General features: G+C 66.9%; 13 protein-coding genes. 11 read left to right on the top strand and 2 right to left on the bottom strand.

From position 1 onward, the window contains the following. The first annotated feature begins 117 nt into the window (after positions 1 to 117). The 5 genes from H7F35_RS17520 (at position 118) to H7F35_RS17540 (ending at position 9,022) form a co-directional block, all read left to right on the top strand. Complete coding sequence (locus H7F35_RS17520) at positions 118 to 942, top strand: nickel permease (protein WP_187114068.1); 825 nt, start codon at positions 118 to 120, stop codon at positions 940 to 942. 165 nt (positions 943 to 1,107) lie between these two features. After that, complete coding sequence (locus H7F35_RS17525; protein ID WP_187114069.1) at positions 1,108 to 2,148, top strand: OmpA family protein; 1,041 nt, start codon at positions 1,108 to 1,110, stop codon at positions 2,146 to 2,148. Between the two features lie 66 nt (positions 2,149 to 2,214). Beyond that, positions 2,215 to 6,996 carry a CapA family protein gene (locus H7F35_RS17530; protein ID WP_187114070.1) on the top strand — a complete coding sequence of 1,594 codons (4,782 nt, stop codon included), beginning with the start codon at positions 2,215 to 2,217 and terminating at the stop codon, positions 6,994 to 6,996. Further along, entirely contained in the window at positions 6,993 to 7,949 is a 957-nt protein-coding gene (locus tag H7F35_RS17535; protein ID WP_187114071.1) for an alpha/beta hydrolase family protein, read from the top strand. The genes H7F35_RS17530 and H7F35_RS17535 overlap by 4 nt, the downstream gene beginning before the upstream one ends. Further along, entirely contained in the window at positions 7,946 to 9,022 is a 1,077-nt protein-coding gene (locus H7F35_RS17540; protein ID WP_187107893.1) for an aldose epimerase family protein, read from the top strand. The genes H7F35_RS17535 and H7F35_RS17540 overlap by 4 nt, the downstream gene beginning before the upstream one ends. Positions 9,023 to 9,043: 21 nt before the next feature. Here H7F35_RS17540 and H7F35_RS17545 read toward each other — a convergent pair whose 3' ends face one another. After that, positions 9,044 to 9,988, bottom strand: coding sequence for an SMP-30/gluconolactonase/LRE family protein (locus tag H7F35_RS17545; RefSeq protein WP_187107894.1), 945 nt, complete (start codon positions 9,986 to 9,988; stop codon positions 9,044 to 9,046). Positions 9,989 to 10,088: 100 nt separating this feature from the next. Between H7F35_RS17545 and H7F35_RS17550 the strand changes: the two genes are divergently transcribed. After that, complete coding sequence (locus H7F35_RS17550) at positions 10,089 to 10,898, top strand: SDR family NAD(P)-dependent oxidoreductase (protein WP_187107895.1); 810 nt, start codon at positions 10,089 to 10,091, stop codon at positions 10,896 to 10,898. Between the two features lie 19 nt (positions 10,899 to 10,917). Here H7F35_RS17550 and H7F35_RS17555 read toward each other — a convergent pair whose 3' ends face one another. After that, positions 10,918 to 11,877: a LysR family transcriptional regulator gene (locus H7F35_RS17555; protein WP_187107896.1), complete on the bottom strand. Its 960-nt coding sequence runs from the start codon at positions 11,875 to 11,877 to the stop codon at positions 10,918 to 10,920. Positions 11,878 to 12,022: 145 nt separating this feature from the next. Here H7F35_RS17555 and H7F35_RS17560 point away from each other — a divergent pair, with 145 nt between their 5' ends. The 5 genes from H7F35_RS17560 (at position 12,023) to mmsB (ending at position 18,352) form a co-directional block, all read left to right on the top strand. Continuing rightward, positions 12,023 to 13,477 carry an aldehyde dehydrogenase family protein gene (locus H7F35_RS17560; RefSeq protein ID WP_187107897.1) on the top strand — a complete coding sequence of 485 codons (1,455 nt, stop codon included), beginning with the start codon at positions 12,023 to 12,025 and terminating at the stop codon, positions 13,475 to 13,477. 72 nt (positions 13,478 to 13,549) lie between these two features. Then, positions 13,550 to 14,515 carry an ABC transporter substrate-binding protein gene (locus H7F35_RS17565; RefSeq protein WP_261803259.1) on the top strand — a complete coding sequence of 322 codons (966 nt, stop codon included), beginning with the start codon at positions 13,550 to 13,552 and terminating at the stop codon, positions 14,513 to 14,515. Between the two features lie 12 nt (positions 14,516 to 14,527). After that, positions 14,528 to 15,598, top strand: a complete 1,071-nt coding sequence (chvE, locus tag H7F35_RS17570) for a multiple monosaccharide ABC transporter substrate-binding protein (protein WP_187107898.1) — start codon at positions 14,528 to 14,530, stop codon at positions 15,596 to 15,598. A 29-nt stretch (positions 15,599 to 15,627) separates the two neighbouring features. Further along, positions 15,628 to 17,154, top strand: a complete 1,527-nt coding sequence (gene mmsA, locus H7F35_RS17575) for a multiple monosaccharide ABC transporter ATP-binding protein (RefSeq protein ID WP_187114318.1) — start codon at positions 15,628 to 15,630, stop codon at positions 17,152 to 17,154. Continuing rightward, entirely contained in the window at positions 17,141 to 18,352 is a 1,212-nt protein-coding gene (gene mmsB, locus H7F35_RS17580) for a multiple monosaccharide ABC transporter permease (protein WP_187107899.1), read from the top strand. Before mmsA ends, mmsB begins: the two co-directional genes overlap by 14 nt. Position 18,353: the final 1 nt, after the last annotated feature.

Raw genomic sequence — 18,353 nt, forward strand, 5'->3', positions numbered from 1 at the left:
GTGTCATTCGCACGTACCCCGAACACGCCGCTCTCGAACAAAAAATCCGACCCGAACAGACGCAGCACCAAACGTCGCCGCAGAGTACGATGCCCGCCGCCACAACGTACCGCCCTCATGACCGCTGAAATCGCTCCCCTGCCTGGCCTCTTGTTGATGTTCGTGCTCGGGTTGCGTCATGGCCTGGACCCCGACCACATCGCCTGCATCGACGGCCTGACCTGGCGGGCGCTGTCGCACAAACACCGCCATGCCGGCTGGGTCGGCACACTGTTCGCCGTCGGCCACGGCCTGCTCGTCACTGCCATCGCGGTGGTGGTGAGCCGGCTCACGCTGCACATCGATCCACCGGCCGTCGTCATCCAGGTTTTCGAGTGGATTCCGACGGCGCTGCTCCTGCTGGTCGGCACCCTGAACCTGCGGCTGCTGCTGGGCCGCAATGAAGCCTATGCACCGATGGGCTGGAAGATGAGCCTGATTCCCAAGCGCCTGCAGGCACAGTCCAGCGCGTGGGCCATCATCGTCATCGGCGTGCTGTTTGCCACCGTGTTCGACACCGCCACGCAGGCCGCTGCCTGGGGCTATGTGGCCAGCAACCGCGACGGCGGTGCCTGGGCCGCACTCACCGCCGGCCTGACCTTCACCGCCGGCATGGTCATCACCGACACGCTCGACGGCCGGCTGGTCTGCCGCATCAGCCGCAGCGCCGAAGGCCCTGAAGCCGGGCGCAAGGCGCGGCGCATCCTGGGCTGGCTGATCGTCTTCATCTCCTACGCGGTCGCCGCGTACAACCTGGCCAAGGCCTGGTTCCCGCAGGTCGAACTCAGCGACCTTGCGTTCTCGTGGACCGGCTTCGCGCTGGTCGCCGTGATGCTTGCCCTGTGGAGCTGGATCGCTCGCGCGCGCTCCCGCTCGGCCGCCGCCAACGCCGCCCCGAAATAGCGAAAAGCGCCGGGCAATTGCGGCTGTTGGCATCCGCCCGCGCCGTTCTTAAACGCTTCTTCTTAATGGGCTGGCCGAACGGCTTATTGCCCCCGCCGCGAGCCACCGATACCTTTGAATCGCGCCTCATCCGAGGCGCGATTCGCATGGAAAACGGACAACCACATGGCTCATTCAATCTCCGCGTTCCGGTCGTTCCACGGCCGGGGCTGGCAACAACTTCTGGCATGCGCGGCACTGCTCGCGGCGGCCACCTTCTCGTCGGCGGCCGAGCCCGCCAAAGACCACCCGCTGGTCGGGCGCTATGAGGGCTCGACCATGGACGCCTTCCAGGTCAAGAACTACGACGAGGTCGGACTGCTGCGCGAGCCGATCCAGCCCTGGGGCGACCCGAAGCCCAAGCCCAACCTGCTGCGGGTGGCGGGCAAGGTCTCGCTCTATTACTACCACCTGCCCGAGGGCCGCTCGCTGCTCGAAGTGCAGCGCAACTACGAGGCGGGCCTGAAGGCCAAGGGCTTCCAGATCATGTTCTCGTGCGGCACCAAGGACGCAAGCTGCTACAGGAAGGACCCGGAAAGGAGCGAGCCGAACACCGACGTCTCGGAACTGGCCACCGTCATCGACACGCCCGAATGGCCGCTGATCGGCTACGGGCGCACCTACGTGAGCACCTATTTCGAAAGCGATGGCCGCTACCTGCTGGCCCAGAACGACACGCCCGGCGGCAAGGTCTACGCCAGCATCGCGTTCGCCGAAGGCAGCTTTCGCGGCAGCTTCGCGCTGGTGCGCATCGTCGAGACCAAGGCGATGGAGACCGACAAGATCGTCTTCGTCGATGCCCCGGCCATGCAGAAGAGCCTGCAGGAAACCGGCCGCATCAGCCTCTACGGCATTCACTTCGACCTCGACAAGGACAGCATCAAGCCCGACTCGCAGCCCACGCTCGACGAGATCGCCAAGCTGATGCGCAGCAACCCGCAATTGCGCGTGCAGGTGGTGGGCCACACCGACGCGCAGGGCGAGGAGCCGCACAACGCCGACCTGTCGCGCCGCCGCAGCGTGTCGGTCATTGCGGCGCTGGCCAAGTCGGGGCTCGATGCGCGCCGCTTCACATCCCGTGGGGCGGGCTCGAAGGAGCCGGTCGCGCCCAACACCAGCGAGGACGGCCGCGCGAAGAATCGCCGGGTGGAATTGCTGCGCCTCTAAGGCGCACGCACTCATGGATTGCCGGGGTGACAGGCCACGCGGCGGCCTGTCATCATTCGCGGCTGCATGAACCAAGATCCGCACACCCTCACCGATCTGTTGAACCGCGCCAGGCAAGCACTGGCGGACCCGCAAGGCGTTCTTGCCGCTGCGCCGCCGGCCACCGGCGAGGCCGGATGCGTGGTGTTCTTCGCCATCGGCGAAGGCGGCAGCCGGGCCCGTGTGGCTTCGGGCCGGGGGGCGGACATCGAGGCGGCATGGCGCCAGGCGGCCAGCGCGGTGACGGCCCTTGCAAAGCGCACCGAACATCCGACGCAGCGCCTGCGCGCGGAAGTGGTCGACCAGGTCTGGGCCTTGAGCTGGGGCGCGCTCAAGGCGCAGATGGCGCAGACCAAGCGCAACTATTTCAACCTGGGCATCGCCTTCGACGCGCAGTTCGATGTCGCGCTGCTCGCGCAAGAGATGCACGGCAGCGCGATCCTCTACAACGGCGATGTGGAGCATTCCGAGCCCAACACCGGCAACCTGCACCTGCACACCAAGCGCCGCTTCGGCCGCGAGATCGATTTTCCGGCGGACGACGCCGCGCCCGTCTGGTGCTTCACCACCCGCGCCGTGTACGTGGACGCCAAGGGCGCTTGGCCGATCACCGCGCAAGGGCAGTCGGCCGGCCTGCGCACGCTGCCCGACTGGAACACCACGCAGATCCGCGCGCTGATCGACGACGCCAGCGTCTACCTTGCCGGGCAGGTCAAGCCCACGGGCGAATTCGACTACGGCTGGTTTCCCTGCTTCGACCGCGCCATTCCCACCTACAACACGCTGCGGCATGCCAGCTCCACCTACGCGATGCTGGAAGCCTGGGAGATGACGCGCAATGCGACGCAGAAGGCGGCCATCGACCGCTCGCTGGCCTTCCTGGCGAGCAACCTGATACGGCCGGCCAACCTGCCGGACGGCACGCGCGCGGCCTACCTGCTGGACATCGGCAGCGAGATCAAGCTGGGCGGCAACGCCGTCTGCCTGCTCGCCTTCGTCAAGTACACCGAGCTGACCGGCGACGCACACTACCAGCCGCTGATGGAGCAACTGGCACTGGGCATCCGCCACATGCAGGACCCGCAGACCGGCAGCTTTGTGCACGTGCTCAATGCACCGGCGCTCGACGTCAAGGACAAGTTCCGCGTCATCTACTACGACGGCGAGGCCGCCTTCGGCCTGATGCGTTTGTACGGCCTCACGCGCGACGCGCGCTGGCTCGCGGTGGTCGAGAAGGCCTTCGAGCATTTCATTGCCGCCGAGCACTGGCGCGCGCACGACCACTGGCTGAGCTATTGCGTCAACGAACTCACACGCTATCGGCCCGAGACGCGCTACTACCAGTTCGGCCTGCAGAACGTGTCCGGCTACCTGGACTTCGTGCTGGAGCGCATCACCACCTTTCCGACGCTGCTCGAATTGATGATGGCTGCGCGCGACATGGTGCTGCGCATGGAGGCCGACCCGGCGCTGCGTCCGCTGCTGGCCGAACTCGACCGCGACAAGTTCGACCGCGCGCTGGAGTACCGCGCGCGCTACCTCGCCAACGGCCACTTCTGGCCCGAGCTGGCGATGTTCTTCCGCAACCCCGATCGCATCGCCGGTTCGTTCTTCATCAAGCACCACAGCTTTCGCGTGCGCATCGACGACGTGGAGCACTACCTCTCGGGCTACGTCGCCTACCACCGGATTCTGAAAGCGCGTGAAGCGCGGCTGTCCGAGCTGGCGAGCCTGCCGGCGGCATCGCAGGCGAAGGCGGCGACGACAGCGTCGTCGGGCGTGGTCGCATGGGGCGGCGACGTGAACCTCGGGCGCCGCCAGCACTACCGCACGCGCGAACTGGGCGGGGCGCACAAGATGCTCGGCGACATCGCTGCGCTGCGCGAAGCCGACCTGCGCATCGTCAACCTCGAATGCGTGGTCGCCACCACCGGCGAGCAGGGCGTGGAGAAGGGCGAGGCCGGCCCGTACTACTACCGGGCCCGGCCTGAAATGCTGGCGGTGCTGACCGAGGCGGGCATCGACATGGTCGCCACCGCCAACAACCACAGCGGCGACTACGGCCCCGAGGCGCTGCTGGAACAGCAAGGTTTGTTGAACGCCGCAGGCATTGCCCATGCGGGCACGGGCAGCACGCTCGAGGCCGCGCTGCGACCGGCCTTCCGTCGCGCGGGCGGTGTGCGCGTGGCGCTGTTCTCGCTCGATGCGACGCAGCCACGCTTCGCGGCCGGCGAGGAGCAGCCCGGCGCCGCCTGGCTGTCCCTCGACGACCCCGCCGCATGGACTGCCACGCTCGCGCCGCGCATCGAGGCCGCACGCCGCGAGGCCGACGTGGTGCTGGTGGCGGTGCACTGGGGCGACAACCTCGAAGCCGAGCCTTCCGCCGCAGAGATCGCGGTCGGCCATGCCATCGTTGATGCAGGTGCCGATGCGGTGCTCGGCACTTCGGCGCATGTGCTGCAGGGCATCGAGATTCATCGCGGCCGGCCGATCCTGCATGACGCGGGCGACCTGTTGTTCGACTCCATCCGCAACGACTTTGCCCCCTCCGGCGTGTTCTCGCTGACGCTGGGTTTGCACGGCGTCGAGGAGGTGATGTTCACGCCGGTCGGCGTCGGGTTCGGCTTCTCGAAGCAGCTCGGCGGCGAGCAGGCGCAGGCCGCGAGCGAGCGTTTCGCCGAACAATGCCGCGCCCTCGGCACCGAGATGACACCCGCGCCCGGCGGCCGTTGCGCCGTACGCCTGTCGCCGCCCGCGCGTCCGGTCTTCAAGGCGGAACCGGTGGCGACGCCTGCGGCGCGCCTGCCCGCCATCGTCGGCCCGGTGCGTGCGCCGCGCCCCGAGTGGCTGGTCGACGCTGTGCCGATCGATGCGCAGATGCCACCGCTGCAGATCGGCCCGCTGCGACTGCTGGGCATGCGTTGCGCGCCCCGGCAGATCGTCGGGCGCCGCATGCTGTGGGTCGAATCCTTCTGGAGCGTCGATGCACCCGTGGCGGCCGATCTGCGCGTGCAGTTCCGTGCCGTGCCGATGCGCAGCACCACCATGCCGCCCTGGGGCGAAGGCATGGACCACGACCCCTGCGACTGGATGTGGCCCACCAGCCGGTGGGAGCCTGGCCGCATCTACCGGGACCGCTACGGCCTGCGCGCGCCGCGCCCCGGCCTGCTCGAAAGCGACGTGCTGCGGCTCGAAGTGCGCGTGCGCGGCGACCTGCCCGGCCTGCCGCCTGCGCGCTTGCTGCCCGTGTGGTGCGGCCTGCGCGTGCCGGACTTTCCCACGCCGTTGCCCGACCGACCGGCGCCCGTGCTCGCCGCCCTGCGCCCCGGTGCGAGCCCGAGCCCGGCGCCGCTCTGGACAGCCGCACAACTGCAGGAGGTGACGGGCGGCCGCTGGCTGGTCGAACCGCCGCCGGGCTGGTTCGTCAACTCGGTGGTGCGTGGATCGAGTCACCTGACGATGCTGCCGGCCCCCGCGCTCTTTGTCGCCTCGGACTTCCGCACGCTGGCCGTGCACGAGAGCTACAGCAAGCCGCGCACGGACAACTGGGACACGCACCTCGAACTGCCCAGGCTGCAGCGCGCGTTGGCCGGTGCCATGGTTGCGCATCCGGTGGAGGGGCTCGACCCCGCCTTTCCGCTGCTGCAGGTGGACGACCCGATCCGCGCCATGCTCGCGCTCGGCGCCGCCGCGCGCGAGCGCTACCAAGGCTTCGTGGTGGGCGTGACCGGCACGGTCGGCAAGTCATCCACCATCGCCATGCTGCGCGACCTGCTGCCGCAAGAGGCGCGCGTGCGCACCACCGTCGACAACTACAACTCGCGCGTCGGCGTGCCGGCCATGCTGGCCAACCTCGCGGCCGATGCGGATGTGTGCATTCTCGAGATGGCGCAAAGCAGCCTCTGGATGGAGCGCGGCCCCATCTCGCTGGTGGCGCGGCCGCACGTGGCCATCGTCACCGAGATCGGCCTGTCGCAGACCCGCCAGGCCTCGACGCTTGAACTCACGGCCGAGTTCAAGTCGCGCATCTTCCTGGGCCTGGAGCCCGGCGGCGTGGCCATCGTGGCCGACCACATTCCCTGTCTTGCGCAGGTGGTGAAAGCGGCCGCGCGCACGGCGGGCGCGATCTGGGTGGTGGGCACCGGGCCCGACGCCGACGTGCGCGTGGTCGATACCCGCCCCGAGCCCGGTGGCGGCTGCCGGGTTCGCCTTGCAGTGGCCGGGCGCACGCTGGAATACGTGTTCCCCATCGAGAGCGCGGGCCTTGTGCGCAATTCAGCGCTGGCCTTCGCCGCGTTGCTGGCCATGGGCTTCGATGCCGAGGCCGCCTGCACGCGCATGCCGCATGTGCGGCTTCCCGCTTCGGTGATGCAGGTGCGCGCGCTGCGCACGCAGGCCGGCGTGCAGGCCACGCTGATCGACGACAGCTGGAACGCCGAGGTCATGTCGATGCGCAACGCCATGGAATTCGTGCGCACCTACCAGCGCGCGGAGAGCGGGCCGGTCACGCGCAAGATCGGCGTGCTGGGGCGCATCATCAATCTCGACCAGGATGCGGAAGCGATGCACCGCAGCCTGGCCGCGCCGCTGATGGCGTCAGGCATCCAGCATGTGGTGACGCACGGCCACGAGATGCGCTGGCTGCGCGAAGAGGTGCCGGCCGAACTGCTCGGGCCGCACTTCGACGATGCGGCACAGGTGGCGGGTTACCTCGGTGACTTCCTGCGCGACGGCGACCTGGTGCTGGTGAAGGGCGACCGCCAGTTGTCCGACTTCGGCGATATCCCGCGCCTGCTGGAAAAGCTGTGAGTGCATCGGGCCACGTTCGGCGGCACGCGCGTTTTGCGCTCCTGCTGCTCGCGCTGGCGCAGACGGCTTGCGCGCAGCGCACCGGCCCCGATGTGCCCGCGCCCCTCGTGGCGTCCGGCGATGCCGTGTTGCACTGGAACCAGCCCGCCGTGCGCGCCAACTGTCCTGATCGCGCCGGCTACCTGTGGGTGCAGCCCGTCGAAGGACCCGCCTGCATCCGCTACTTCGCCAGCGACGACATCGAGGGTGCGCGCATCGCCATCGTGCAGTTCTCCGGCGATCGCGACAGCGTGATGGACCAGGCGCCCACACGCATTCCCGAAAACACCGAAGCCCTGCGAACGCTCGATGCGCAACGCAGTCGCGACCGCGCGGGCGTGCCGTGGATCTTTGTCGCGCGGCCCGGCACCTATGGCTCGTCGGGCGACCACCGCAAGCGGCGCCAGCCGGTGGAGTTTCATGCGCTCGACGCGGCACTCGATGCGCTCATGGCGCGCCACAAGCTGCAGCGCATCGTGATCGTCGGCCACAGCGGTGGCGCCACCGCGGGCGCCGCGCTGCTGACCATGGGCCGCACGCGGATTGCCTGCGCGGTGTTGACCTCGGGTGCCTTCGGTCTGCTGGAGCGCGCGCGCCTGCTTGGCCGCTCGAAGGACGGCCTGACCGACACCACCGGCAGCACGCAGTTCTATGACCCGCTCGACCACGTGGGCGGTATCGCGCGCGATGCCTCGCGCCGCATCGTGCTGATCGGCAACCGCGAAGACCAGAACACGCCTTTCGCCCTGCAGCAGCGCTTTGCCGATGCGGTGGCCAAGGCCGGCCACCGCATCGAGATCCGCACGCACGCGGCCGAGCCGCCCGAGTTCCACGACCTGACGGACCGCATCGGCCTGCGCACCGCCTCGCTGTGTGCGCGCGAAGCCATGTTCCCGTCACAGGACCGCCCATGAGCAACAGCAGCATCACTTCGCGCGAATACGGCCGCATGCCCGACGGCCGCGCCGTGACCGAATACACCCTCGACAACGGCCGCGGCCTGAGCCTGAGCGCCATCAACCGCGGCGGCATCGTCACGGCGTTGCGCGTGCCCGACCGGCACGGGCACAGCGCGAACGTTGTGCTGGCCCTGCCGACGCTGGCCGATTACATGAAGCCGCATCCGCATCTGGGCACCATCGTCGGGCGCTACGCCAACCGGATCGCCGCGGGGCGCTTCATGCTCGATGGCGCGGTGCATCAGGTGGGTCTCAACGATGGGCCCAACTCGCTGCATGGTGGCAAGGAAGGCTTCGGCACGCGCTTCTGGCAGATCGAGCCGTTGACGGCCGCGCAAGCCGGCGGCGACATCGCCATCGAACTGCGCTACACCAGCGCTGATGGCGAAGAGGGCTATCCCGGCGAGGTGCAACTGACCGTGCGTTACACGCTGAGTGCGACGGCCAACACATGGCGCATCGACTACCGCGCCGTGACGAACCGGCCGACGGTGCTGAACCTGAGCCATCACGACTACTTCAACCTTGCGGGCAGCGGCTCGGTGATGGACCACCGGCTGACGATTCCCGCGAGCCGCTACTGCCCGGTGGACGCGACGCTGATTCCGCTCGGGCTGGCTGACGTAGCTGCGACGCCCTTCGACTTTCGCGAGGCTACGCACATCGGCGAACGCATTCGCGAAGGGCACGAGCAACTGCTGATCGCGCACGGCTACGACCACAACTGGGTGCTCGATCGGCACGGCGTCGGCGACGGTCTGGCGCTCGCGGCTCGCCTCGAACACGAAGTCTCGGGCCGCGCGATGGAAGTGCACACCAGCGAGCCCGGCGTGCAGTTCTATTCGGGCAACTTCCTCGACGGCAGCCTCATGGGCACAGCCGGTGCGAGCTTGCGGCAGGGCGATGGGCTGTGCCTGGAGACGCAGCACTTTCCCGATTCGCCGAACCAGCCGGGCTTTCCTTCGACCGTGCTGCGGCCGGGTGAAGTGTTCAACAGCACGACCGAACATCGCTTCAGCATCTGCTGAGGCTCGGCCCGTGCCTTCGATCTAGCCGGCGAACAGTGCAGCCGGCACGCCGGGGCTGCCGATACGCACCGCAAAGAGCCCACCCGCCAGCGGCTCGGCCTCTTGCTGTTCGGCCGTGAGGCCATTGCGCGCGGTGGTGATGTACAGCGTGCGCATGTCGGCGCCACCGAAAGCGCAGTTGGTGACATGGCTTGCCGGCAGGACGATGCGGTACAGCTCGGCGGCGCTCACCGGGTCGTGGCAGGTCACGCACGAACCGCCCCAATGCGCGATCCACAGGCGGCCGGCCGCATCGGTGGTCATGCCATCGGGCAGTCCGTCGCCCTTGGGAAAGCGATGCCACACGCGCCTGTTCGAGACGGTGCCTGTTTCCGCATCGAAGTCGTAGGCGTACAGGTTGTTGAGCACCGTGTTGTTGAAGTACATGGTGCGGCCGTCCGCTGACCACGTCGGCCCGTTGGTCACCTCGAAGCCGTCGTCGTGCCGCGTGCAGCGGCCATCGGCGTCGTAGCGGTAGAGCGCGCCCGTGGGCGCCTTGCAATCGAAGTCCATGCTGCCGCCCCAGAAGCGGCCGTGGCTGTCGCACTTGCCGTCGTTGAAGCGGTTGCCGGTGCGCTCGGATTCGGGCTGGTGCAGGTAGCGCGGCTTGGCGCCGGCACCCGGCAGCTGTGTGGTGTCGAAGAGCGCGAAGCCGCGGCGCAGCGTGAGGACGAGGCCCGGCGCCGTCGCGCGCTCGGAGATCGCGGTGATCTCCTCATCGAACTGCCAGGCGCGCCGTGCGCCATCGGCAGGCCGGAACCAGAACAGGCGCGGCGTGAGGATGTCGATCCAGTAGAGCGCCTGCTCGCGCTGCGACCAGAGCGTGCCCTCGCCGAGGTTGGCGCCTGCCGCCCAGATGCATTCGGGCGCGCCCTCGACAACCGGCACTGGAAGCGGGGGAAGGGGGCTTGTCTCTTGTCTGTTCATTGTTCTTTCCTTGTCATGTCTTCTTGACGCGGCGGATCGTATCAAGGCATATTGATAATGGAAATCAAACAATATGGCATCGATTGATATGCATATTGCAATGTCACATGCCAGCCTTCTTTTCTGGAGACGTTCTGTGAATCCCCCGAAGCTCTCGATTCATCCCAGCCTGCAGGGTCGCACGGTGTTCGTCACCGGCGGTGGCAGCGGCATCGGCGCGGCCATCGTCGCTGCATTTGCAGCGCAGGGCGCGCGCGTGGCCTTTGTCGACATTGCCGAGGGCGCCAGCGCGGCGCTCGCGCAGCAGATCGTCGAGGCCGGCCATGCGGCGCCGTGGTGGCGCGCCTGTGACGTGCGCGACATCGCCGCACTGCAGACAGCCATCGCCGATGCGGCTGCCGAACTTGGCGACTTCGCGGTGCTGGTCAACAACGTGGCAAGCGACGACCGCCACTCGCTCGACACCGTCACGCCGGCTTACTACGACGACCGCATGGCCATCAACGAACGGCCTGCGCTGTTCGCGATCCAGTCGGTGGTGCCCGGCATGCGGCGGCTGGGCTTCGGCTCGGTGGTCAACCTGGGCTCTACCGGCTGGCAGACCAAGGGCTCGGGCTACCCCTGCTACGCGATTGCCAAGTCGTCGGTCAACGGACTCACGCGCGGGCTCGCGGTGGACCTGGGCAAGGACCGCATCCGCATCAACACCGTGTCGCCAGGCTGGGTGATGACCGAGCGGCAGGTGAAGCTGTGGCTGGACGACGAAGGCGAGCAGGCGCTCAAGCGCAACCAGTGCCTGCCCGACAAATTGATGCCGGAGGACATCGCGCGCATGGTGCTGTTTCTTGCGTCGGACGACGCGAAGATGTGCACGGCGCAGGAGTTCACGGTGGACGCTGGTTGGACCTGAAGGTGCGCCGACGCGGGCGTCAGTCCATCTCGAGCTTGCGCCCATACACGCTCATGCTCGCCGTCTTCAGCGCTTTCATCATCACCTTCGCCGCCGGCGACAGCAGCCGGTCGGTGCGCGTGATGATGCCGAAGGCGTCCATGTGGCAGGGCATGTCCAGCGGCAACAGCGACACGATGCCGTGCGCCGCGTAGTAGCGCGCCACGTCGGTCGCCAGCACCGCCACCATGTCGCTCTGCTGCAGCATGCGCGTGATGAAGAGAAGGGCCGAGCTTTCGATGGTGTTGGTCGGCGGCGCGAGCCCTTCTTCCTGGAACATCAGCTCGAAGCGGTGGCGCAGCACGCTGCCGGCGGGCGGCACGATCCAGCCGGCGCTCACCACGTCGCGCAGCGTGAGCCCGCTCACGCCGAGCAGCGGATGGCCGGGGCGCACCAGCGCGCACACCGGCTCTTCGGTCAGCGCTTCGTAGCGCAACTGCGACTTGTCGTGCTCGGCGAACAGCCGGGCCACCAGGATGTCGAGCTTGCCCTGTTCGAGCCGCTCGATCAGCACCGGGCTGGTCTCGATCTCCAGCGACACCCGCAGGTCGGGCTGCTCGCGCTTGACCATGGCCACCGCCGGCGGCATCAGCGTGAGGCCGGGCGCGGTGATGGCGCCCACGCTCACATGGCCGAAGCGGCCCGCCTTGAGCGCGGTGAGTTCGTCGTGCGCCTGGTTCAGGCTGGCGAGCGCCACGCGGGCGTGGCGGATCATGGTCTCGCCGTACCAGGTCGGGCGCATGCCGCGCGGCAGGCGGTCGAACAGCGGCACCTCCAGCACGTCTTCCAGGTCCTTCAGCAGCTTGGAGGCGGCGGGCTGCGTCATGTTGAGCACCTGCGCCGCGCGGTGGATGTTGCCTTCCTCGGCCAGCGCCACGATCAGCAGCAGTTGCCGGGTCTTGAGGCGGGCGCGAATGAACCAGTGGTTGTAGTTGGTCATGGCTCTTGTTTGGAAACTAAGGGCTGATCGGGTTTTCCAGAATCCGGCGATCGATATGCATTTTGTCTAAAAAACGATTGGATCGATATCGATTCTGTTCCTAGACTGCCCGCACCCCACATCCAAGAGACAAGGTCGGCGCCCGGTGATTCATGGCGAGATCCATCAGAACGTGCGGCAGTACATCAACGGCCGCTGGGAAACCAGCGCAACCACCGGTGTGAGCACCAATCCATCGGACACCACCGAGGTCGTCGCCGAGTACGCACGCGCCGACCGCCGCCAGGTGGAGACCGCGATCCGCGCCGCCACCGAAGCCTTTCCGCACTGGAGCCACAGCACGCCGCAGCGGCGCGCCGACGTGCTCGACCGCATCGGCGCCGAACTGCTCGCCCGCAAGGACGAGCTGGGCCTGCTGCTGGCGCGCGAGGTGGGCAAGACGCTGCCCGAAGCGGTGGCCGAGGCCGCGCGCGCGGGCCAGATCTTCAAGTTCTTCGCCGGCGAGGCGCTGCGTGGCGGCGGTGGCGAGAACGTGGCCTCGGTGCGCGCCGGCGTGCAGGTCGACGTGACGCGCGAGCCGGTCGGCGTGGTGGGCCTCATCACGCCGTGGAACACGCCCTTCGCGGTGCCGGCGTCCAAGATCGCGGCGGCGCTCGCGCATGGCAACAGCGTGGTCTTCAAGCCGGCCGAACTGGTGCCGGCCTGCGGCTGGGCGCTCACGGACATCATCAGCCGCGCGGCCTTGCCCGCCGGCGTGTTCAACCTCGTGATGGGCAGCGGGCGCGAAGCCGGGCAGGCGCTGGTCGACAGCGCGCTGGTCGATGCGCTGAGCTTCACCGGCTCCGCCGCCAATGGCGAGCGCATCCTGCAGGCTGCCGCCACGCGCCGCGCCAAGGTGCAACTGGAGATGGGCGGCAAGAACGCGCTGGTGGTGCTGGCCGACGCCGACCTCGACCGCGCCGTCGATTGCGCGGTGCAGGGCGCCTACTTTTCCAACGGCCAGCGCTGCACCGCGTCGAGCCGGCTCATCGTCGAAGCTGCGGTGCACGATGCCTTCGTGGCGAAGCTGCGCCAGCGCCTGAAGACACTGAAGATCGGCCACGCGCTGGAGCGCGGCGTCGACATCGGTCCGGTGGTCGACGAAGAACGCCTGGCGCAGAACCTCGCCTGGGTCGACATCGCGCGCGAAGAGGGCGCCGAGCATGTGTGGGGCGGCGAAGCGCTGGCACGCGCCACCGCCGGCCACTACATGAGCCCCGCGCTCTTTCTGGCGAAGCCCGAGCACCGCATTGCGCGCGAGGAAATCTTCGGCCCGCTGGCCTGTGTGCTGCGCGCCGACGACTACGACGAGGCGCTGGCGCTGTGCAACGACACGCCCTTCGGCCTGTGTGCGGGCCTGTGCACCAACTCGCTCAAGCATGCGATGCATTTCAGACGCCATGCCGTGGTCGGCATGACGATGGTCAATCTGCCGACCGCGGGGGTGGACTTCCACGTGCCCTTCGGCGGCCGCAAGGGGTCGGGCTACGGGCCGCGCGAACAAGGGCGCCACGCCGCGGAGTTCTACACGACGGTGAAGACCGGCTACATGCTGGCCTGACCGGACGGGGTTTCGTTTCACCACACCAACAGTCAACAGCAAGTCCTCGAGACATCAAGAAGGAGACATCCCATGACCATGAATCGCCGCACCCTCCACACCGCGCTCGCCGCCGCAGCCCTGGGCAGCATGCTGCCCGTGTCCGTTTTCGCGCAGAAAAAACTCGTGCTCGGCTTCGCGCAAGTGGGCGCCGAGAGCGAATGGCGCACCGCCAACACCGAATCGATCAAGTCGTCCGCCAAGGACGCCGGCATCGAGCTGAAGTTCTCCGATGCGCAGCAGAAGCAGGAAAACCAGATCAAGGCCATCCGCTCCTACATTGCGCAGAAGGTCGACGTGATCGCTTTCTCGCCTGTGGTCGAGTCGGGCTGGGAAACCGTGCTGCGCGAAGCCAAGGCCGCCAAGATCCCGGTGGTGCTGACCGACCGCTCCGTCAGCACCAAGGACGATTCGCTCTACGTGACCTTCATGGGCTCGGACTTCATCGAGGAAGGCCGCAAGGCCGGCCGCTGGCTCACCGAGAAGATGAAGGATCAGAAGGGCGACGTGAACATCGTCGAGCTGCAAGGCACCGTGGGCTCGGCCCCGGCCATCGACCGCAAGAAGGGCTTCGAGGAAATCATCAAGGCCGACCCGAAGTTCAAGATCATTCGCTCGCAGACCGGCGACTTCACGCGCGCCAAGGGCAAGGAAGTGATGGAAGCCTTCCTCAAGGCCGACGGCAAGAAGATCAACGTGCTGTTCGCGCACAACGACGACATGGCCATCGGCGCGATCCAGGCCATTGAAGAGGCGGGCCTGAAGCCGGCGAAGGACATCACCATCATCTCGATCGACGGGGTGAAGGGCGCCTTTGAAGCCATGATCGCCGGCAAGCTCAACGTGTCGGTGGAATGCAGCCCGCTGCTGGGGCCGCAGCTCATGCAGGCGGTGAAGGACATCAAGGACGGCAAGACGCTGCCCAAGCGCATCGTGACTGTCGAGAGCATCTTCCCGATGGAAGTCGCCGCCAAAGAATTTCCCAATCGCAAGTACTGAGGAGCCCCGCACATGAAACGCAATTTTCTCAAGGCCTCGCTGGCCGGCCTGGCCGTTGTGCTGGTCGGCATTGCACCGCTGGCCCACGCGCAGGACAAGGGCCTGATCGCCATCTCGATGCCCACCAAGTCGTCGGCGCGCTGGATCGCCGACGGCGCCAACATGGTCAAGTACTTCAAGGAAAAGGGCTACAAGACCGACCTGCAGTACGCCGACGACGACATTCCGAACCAGCTCGCGCAGATCGAGAACATGGTGACGAAGGGTTCCAAGGTTCTCGTCATCGCGGCCATCGACGGCACCACGTTGTCCGACGTGCTGCAGAAGGCTGCCGACAAGGGCGTGAAGGTCATCGCGTACGACCGGCTCATCAAGGGCTCGAAGAACGTCGACTACTACGCCACCTTCGACAACTTCCAGGTGGGTGTGCTGCAGGCGCAGTCGATCGAGGCGGCGCTGGGCCTCAAGAGCGGCAAGGGCCCGTTCAACGTCGAGCTGTTCGGCGGCTCGCCCGACGACAACAACGCCTTCTTCTTCTACAACGGCGCGATGTCGGTACTCGATCCGTACATCAAGAGCGGCAAGCTGGTGGTGCGCAGCAAGCAGATGGGCATGGACAAGGTCGGCACGCTGCGCTGGGACGGCGCAGTGGCGCAGGCCCGCATGGACAACCTGCTGTCGGCCTACTACACCAAGGACCGCGTCGATGCGGTGCTGTCGCCGTACGACGGCCTTTCCATCGGCATCCTGTCGTCGCTCAAGGGCGTGGGCTATGGCTCGGGTTCGCAGCCGATGCCCATCGTGTCGGGGCAGGATGCCGAGGTGCCATCGGTCAAGTCGATCCTGCGCAAGGAGCAGACCTCCACCGTCTTCAAGGACACGCGCGAGCTGGCCAAGGTGACGGTGGCCATGGCCGACGCCATGCTCTCGGGCAAGACGCCCGAGGTGAACGACACCAAGACCTACAACAACGGCATCAAGGTCGTGCCGTCCTACCTGCTCAAGCCGGTGAGCGTGGATGCCTCGAACTGGAAAGTGGTGCTGATCGACAGCGGCTACTACAAGGAAAGCCAGGTCAAGTGAGCGCAGAAGGCGAACGCACCATCCTCGAAATGCGGGGGATCACCAAGACCTTTCCTGGCGTGAAGGCGCTGAGCAACGTCAACCTCGGCGTGCGCGCCGGGGAGATCCATGCGGTGGTCGGCGAGAACGGCGCGGGCAAGTCGACGCTCATGAAGGTGCTGAGCGGCGTGTACCCGTGCGACTCGTACACCGGCGAGATTCATTTCGAGGGCGAGGTGCGGCGCTTCAAGGGCATCGCCGACAGCGAGAAGCTCGGCATCATCATCATCCACCAGGAGCTGGCGCTGGTGCCGCTGCTGTCGATCGCCGAGAACCTGTTTCTCGGCAACGAGATCGCCAACGGTGGCGTGATCGACTGGTTCGCCGCCTATGCGAAGACGCGCGAGCTGCTGGCCAAGGTGGGCCTGAAGGAATTGCCCACCACGCTCGTGACCGACCTGGGCGTCGGCAAGCAGCAACTGGTGGAAATTGCCAAGGCGCTCGCCAAAGAGGTCAAGCTGCTGATCCTCGATGAGCCGACCGCCAGCCTCAACGAGAACGACAGCGACGCGCTGCTGATGCTGCTGCTCGAACTCAAGCGCCAGGGCATTGCGTCGATCCTCATTTCGCACAAGCTCAACGAGATCGCCAAGGTGGCCGACTCGGTCACCGTGCTGCGCGACGGCGCCACGGTCGAGACCATCGACTGCCGCACACAGCCGATCAGCGAGGACCGCATCATCCGCGGCATGGTCGGGCGCGACATGGAGCACCGCTACCCGCAGCGCACACCGAAGATCGGCCAGACGGTGTTCGAGGTGCGCGACTGGCACGTGCACCACGCGCTGCATGCCGACCGCGAACAGATCAAGGGCGTGAGCCTGAACGTGCGCCAGGGCGAGATCGTCGGCATCGCCGGCCTCATGGGCGCGGGCCGCACCGAACTGGCGATGAGCGTGTTCGGCAAGTCCTACGGCCAGCGCATCAGCGGCACGGTGCTGATGCACGGCAAGCCGGTGGATGTGGGCACGGTGCGCAAGGCCATCGACCACGGCATTGCCTACGTGACGGAAGACCGCAAGGGCCTGGGGCTGGTGCTGGAGGAAGACATCCGCAAGAACATCAGCCTGGCCAACCTGGATGCGGTGTCGCAATCGTCGGTGATCGACAGCGGCCGCGAATTCAAGGTGGCCAACGAGTACCGCAAGGCGCTGAACATCCGCTGCTCGGGCGTCGAGCAACTGGTGGTCAACCTGTCGGGCGGCAACCAGCAGAAGGTGGTGCTGAGCAAGTGGCTCTTCACCAGGCCAGAACTGCTGATATTGGACGAACCCACGCGCGGCATCGACGTGGGCGCCAAGTACGAGATCTACACCATCATCGACCGGCTCGCGAGCGAGGGCAAAGGCATTCTCATGATCTCTTCGGAACTGCCGGAACTGCTCGGCATGTGCGACCGCATCTACGTGATGAACGAGGGCCGCTTCGTGGCCGAATTCACGGCTGCCGAGGCCTCGCAGGAACGCATCATGCACGCCATCGTGAGCGCAGGGAGTACGGTCCATGTCGCAGCCTGAAGTCAATGCGGTGAAAGCCGCCGTGCCCGTGGCGGAGGGGCCCAGGTTGCACGCGGGGTTCCTCAAGAACAACCTGCGCGAATACGGCATGCTGATCTCGCTGGTCGCGATCATGGTGCTGTTCCAGGTGCTCACCGACGGCACGCTGCTGCGGCCGCTGAACCTCACCAACCTGCTGCTGCAGAACAGCTACGTGGTCATCATGGCGCTGGGCATGCTGCTGGTGATCGTGGCGGGGCATATCGATCTTTCCGTGGGCTCGGTCTGCGGCTTCATCGGCGCGCTGGCGGCGGTGCTGATGGTCGAGTACGAATGGCACTTCATCCCGACCGCCATCGTGAGCATCGCGGCAGGTGCCCTCATCGGCGCCGCGCAGGGCTGGTTCGTGGCGTTCCGCAAGATCCCGTCGTTCATCGTCACGCTCGCGGGCATGCTGGTATTCAAGGGGCTCACGTTGGCGTTGCTGGCGGGGCAGTCGGTGGGGCCGTTCCCGGTCGAGTTCCAGCGCCTGAGTTCGGGCTTCATTCCCGATCCGCTGGGTGGCGAAGCATTGCGCACCACTTCGCTGGTCGTCGGCGTGCTGGCCGCTGCGGCGCTGGTGTTCTTCAAGCTGCGCGGCCGCGCCAAGCTCGCGGCGCATGGCATGGAGACGGAGCCCTACGCCTTCTTCCTCGTGAAGAACCTGTTCTTCGCGGCGATCATCCTGTTCTTCAGCTACCTGCTGTCGACCTACAAGGGCCTGCCCAATGTGCTGATCGTGATGGCGGTGCTGATCGTGGTGTACGACTTCGTCACCAACCGCACCACCATCGGCCGGCGCATCTATGCGCTGGGTGGCAACGAGAAGGCGGCCCGGCTGTCGGGCGTGAAGACGCAGCGGCTGGCCTTCCTGACCTTCGTGAACATGGGCGCGCTGGCCGCATTGGCGGGCCTCGTGTTCGCGGCCCGGCTCAACACCGCGACACCCAAGGCGGGCCTGGGCTTCGAGCTCGACGTGATCGCGGCCTGCTTCATCGGCGGTGCCTCGGCCTCGGGCGGCGTGGGCCGCGTGATGGGCGCGGTGATCGGTGCCTTCATCATGGGCGTGATGAACAACGGCATGTCGATCCTGGGCATCGGCATCGACTACCAGCAGGTCATCAAGGGGCTGGTGCTGCTGGCGGCGGTGTTCATCGACGTCTACAACAAGAATAAGTAGG

Origin of the sequence: Variovorax sp. PAMC26660, assembly GCF_014302995.1 — a bacterium.
GTDB lineage: Bacteria > Pseudomonadota > Gammaproteobacteria > Burkholderiales > Burkholderiaceae_C > Variovorax.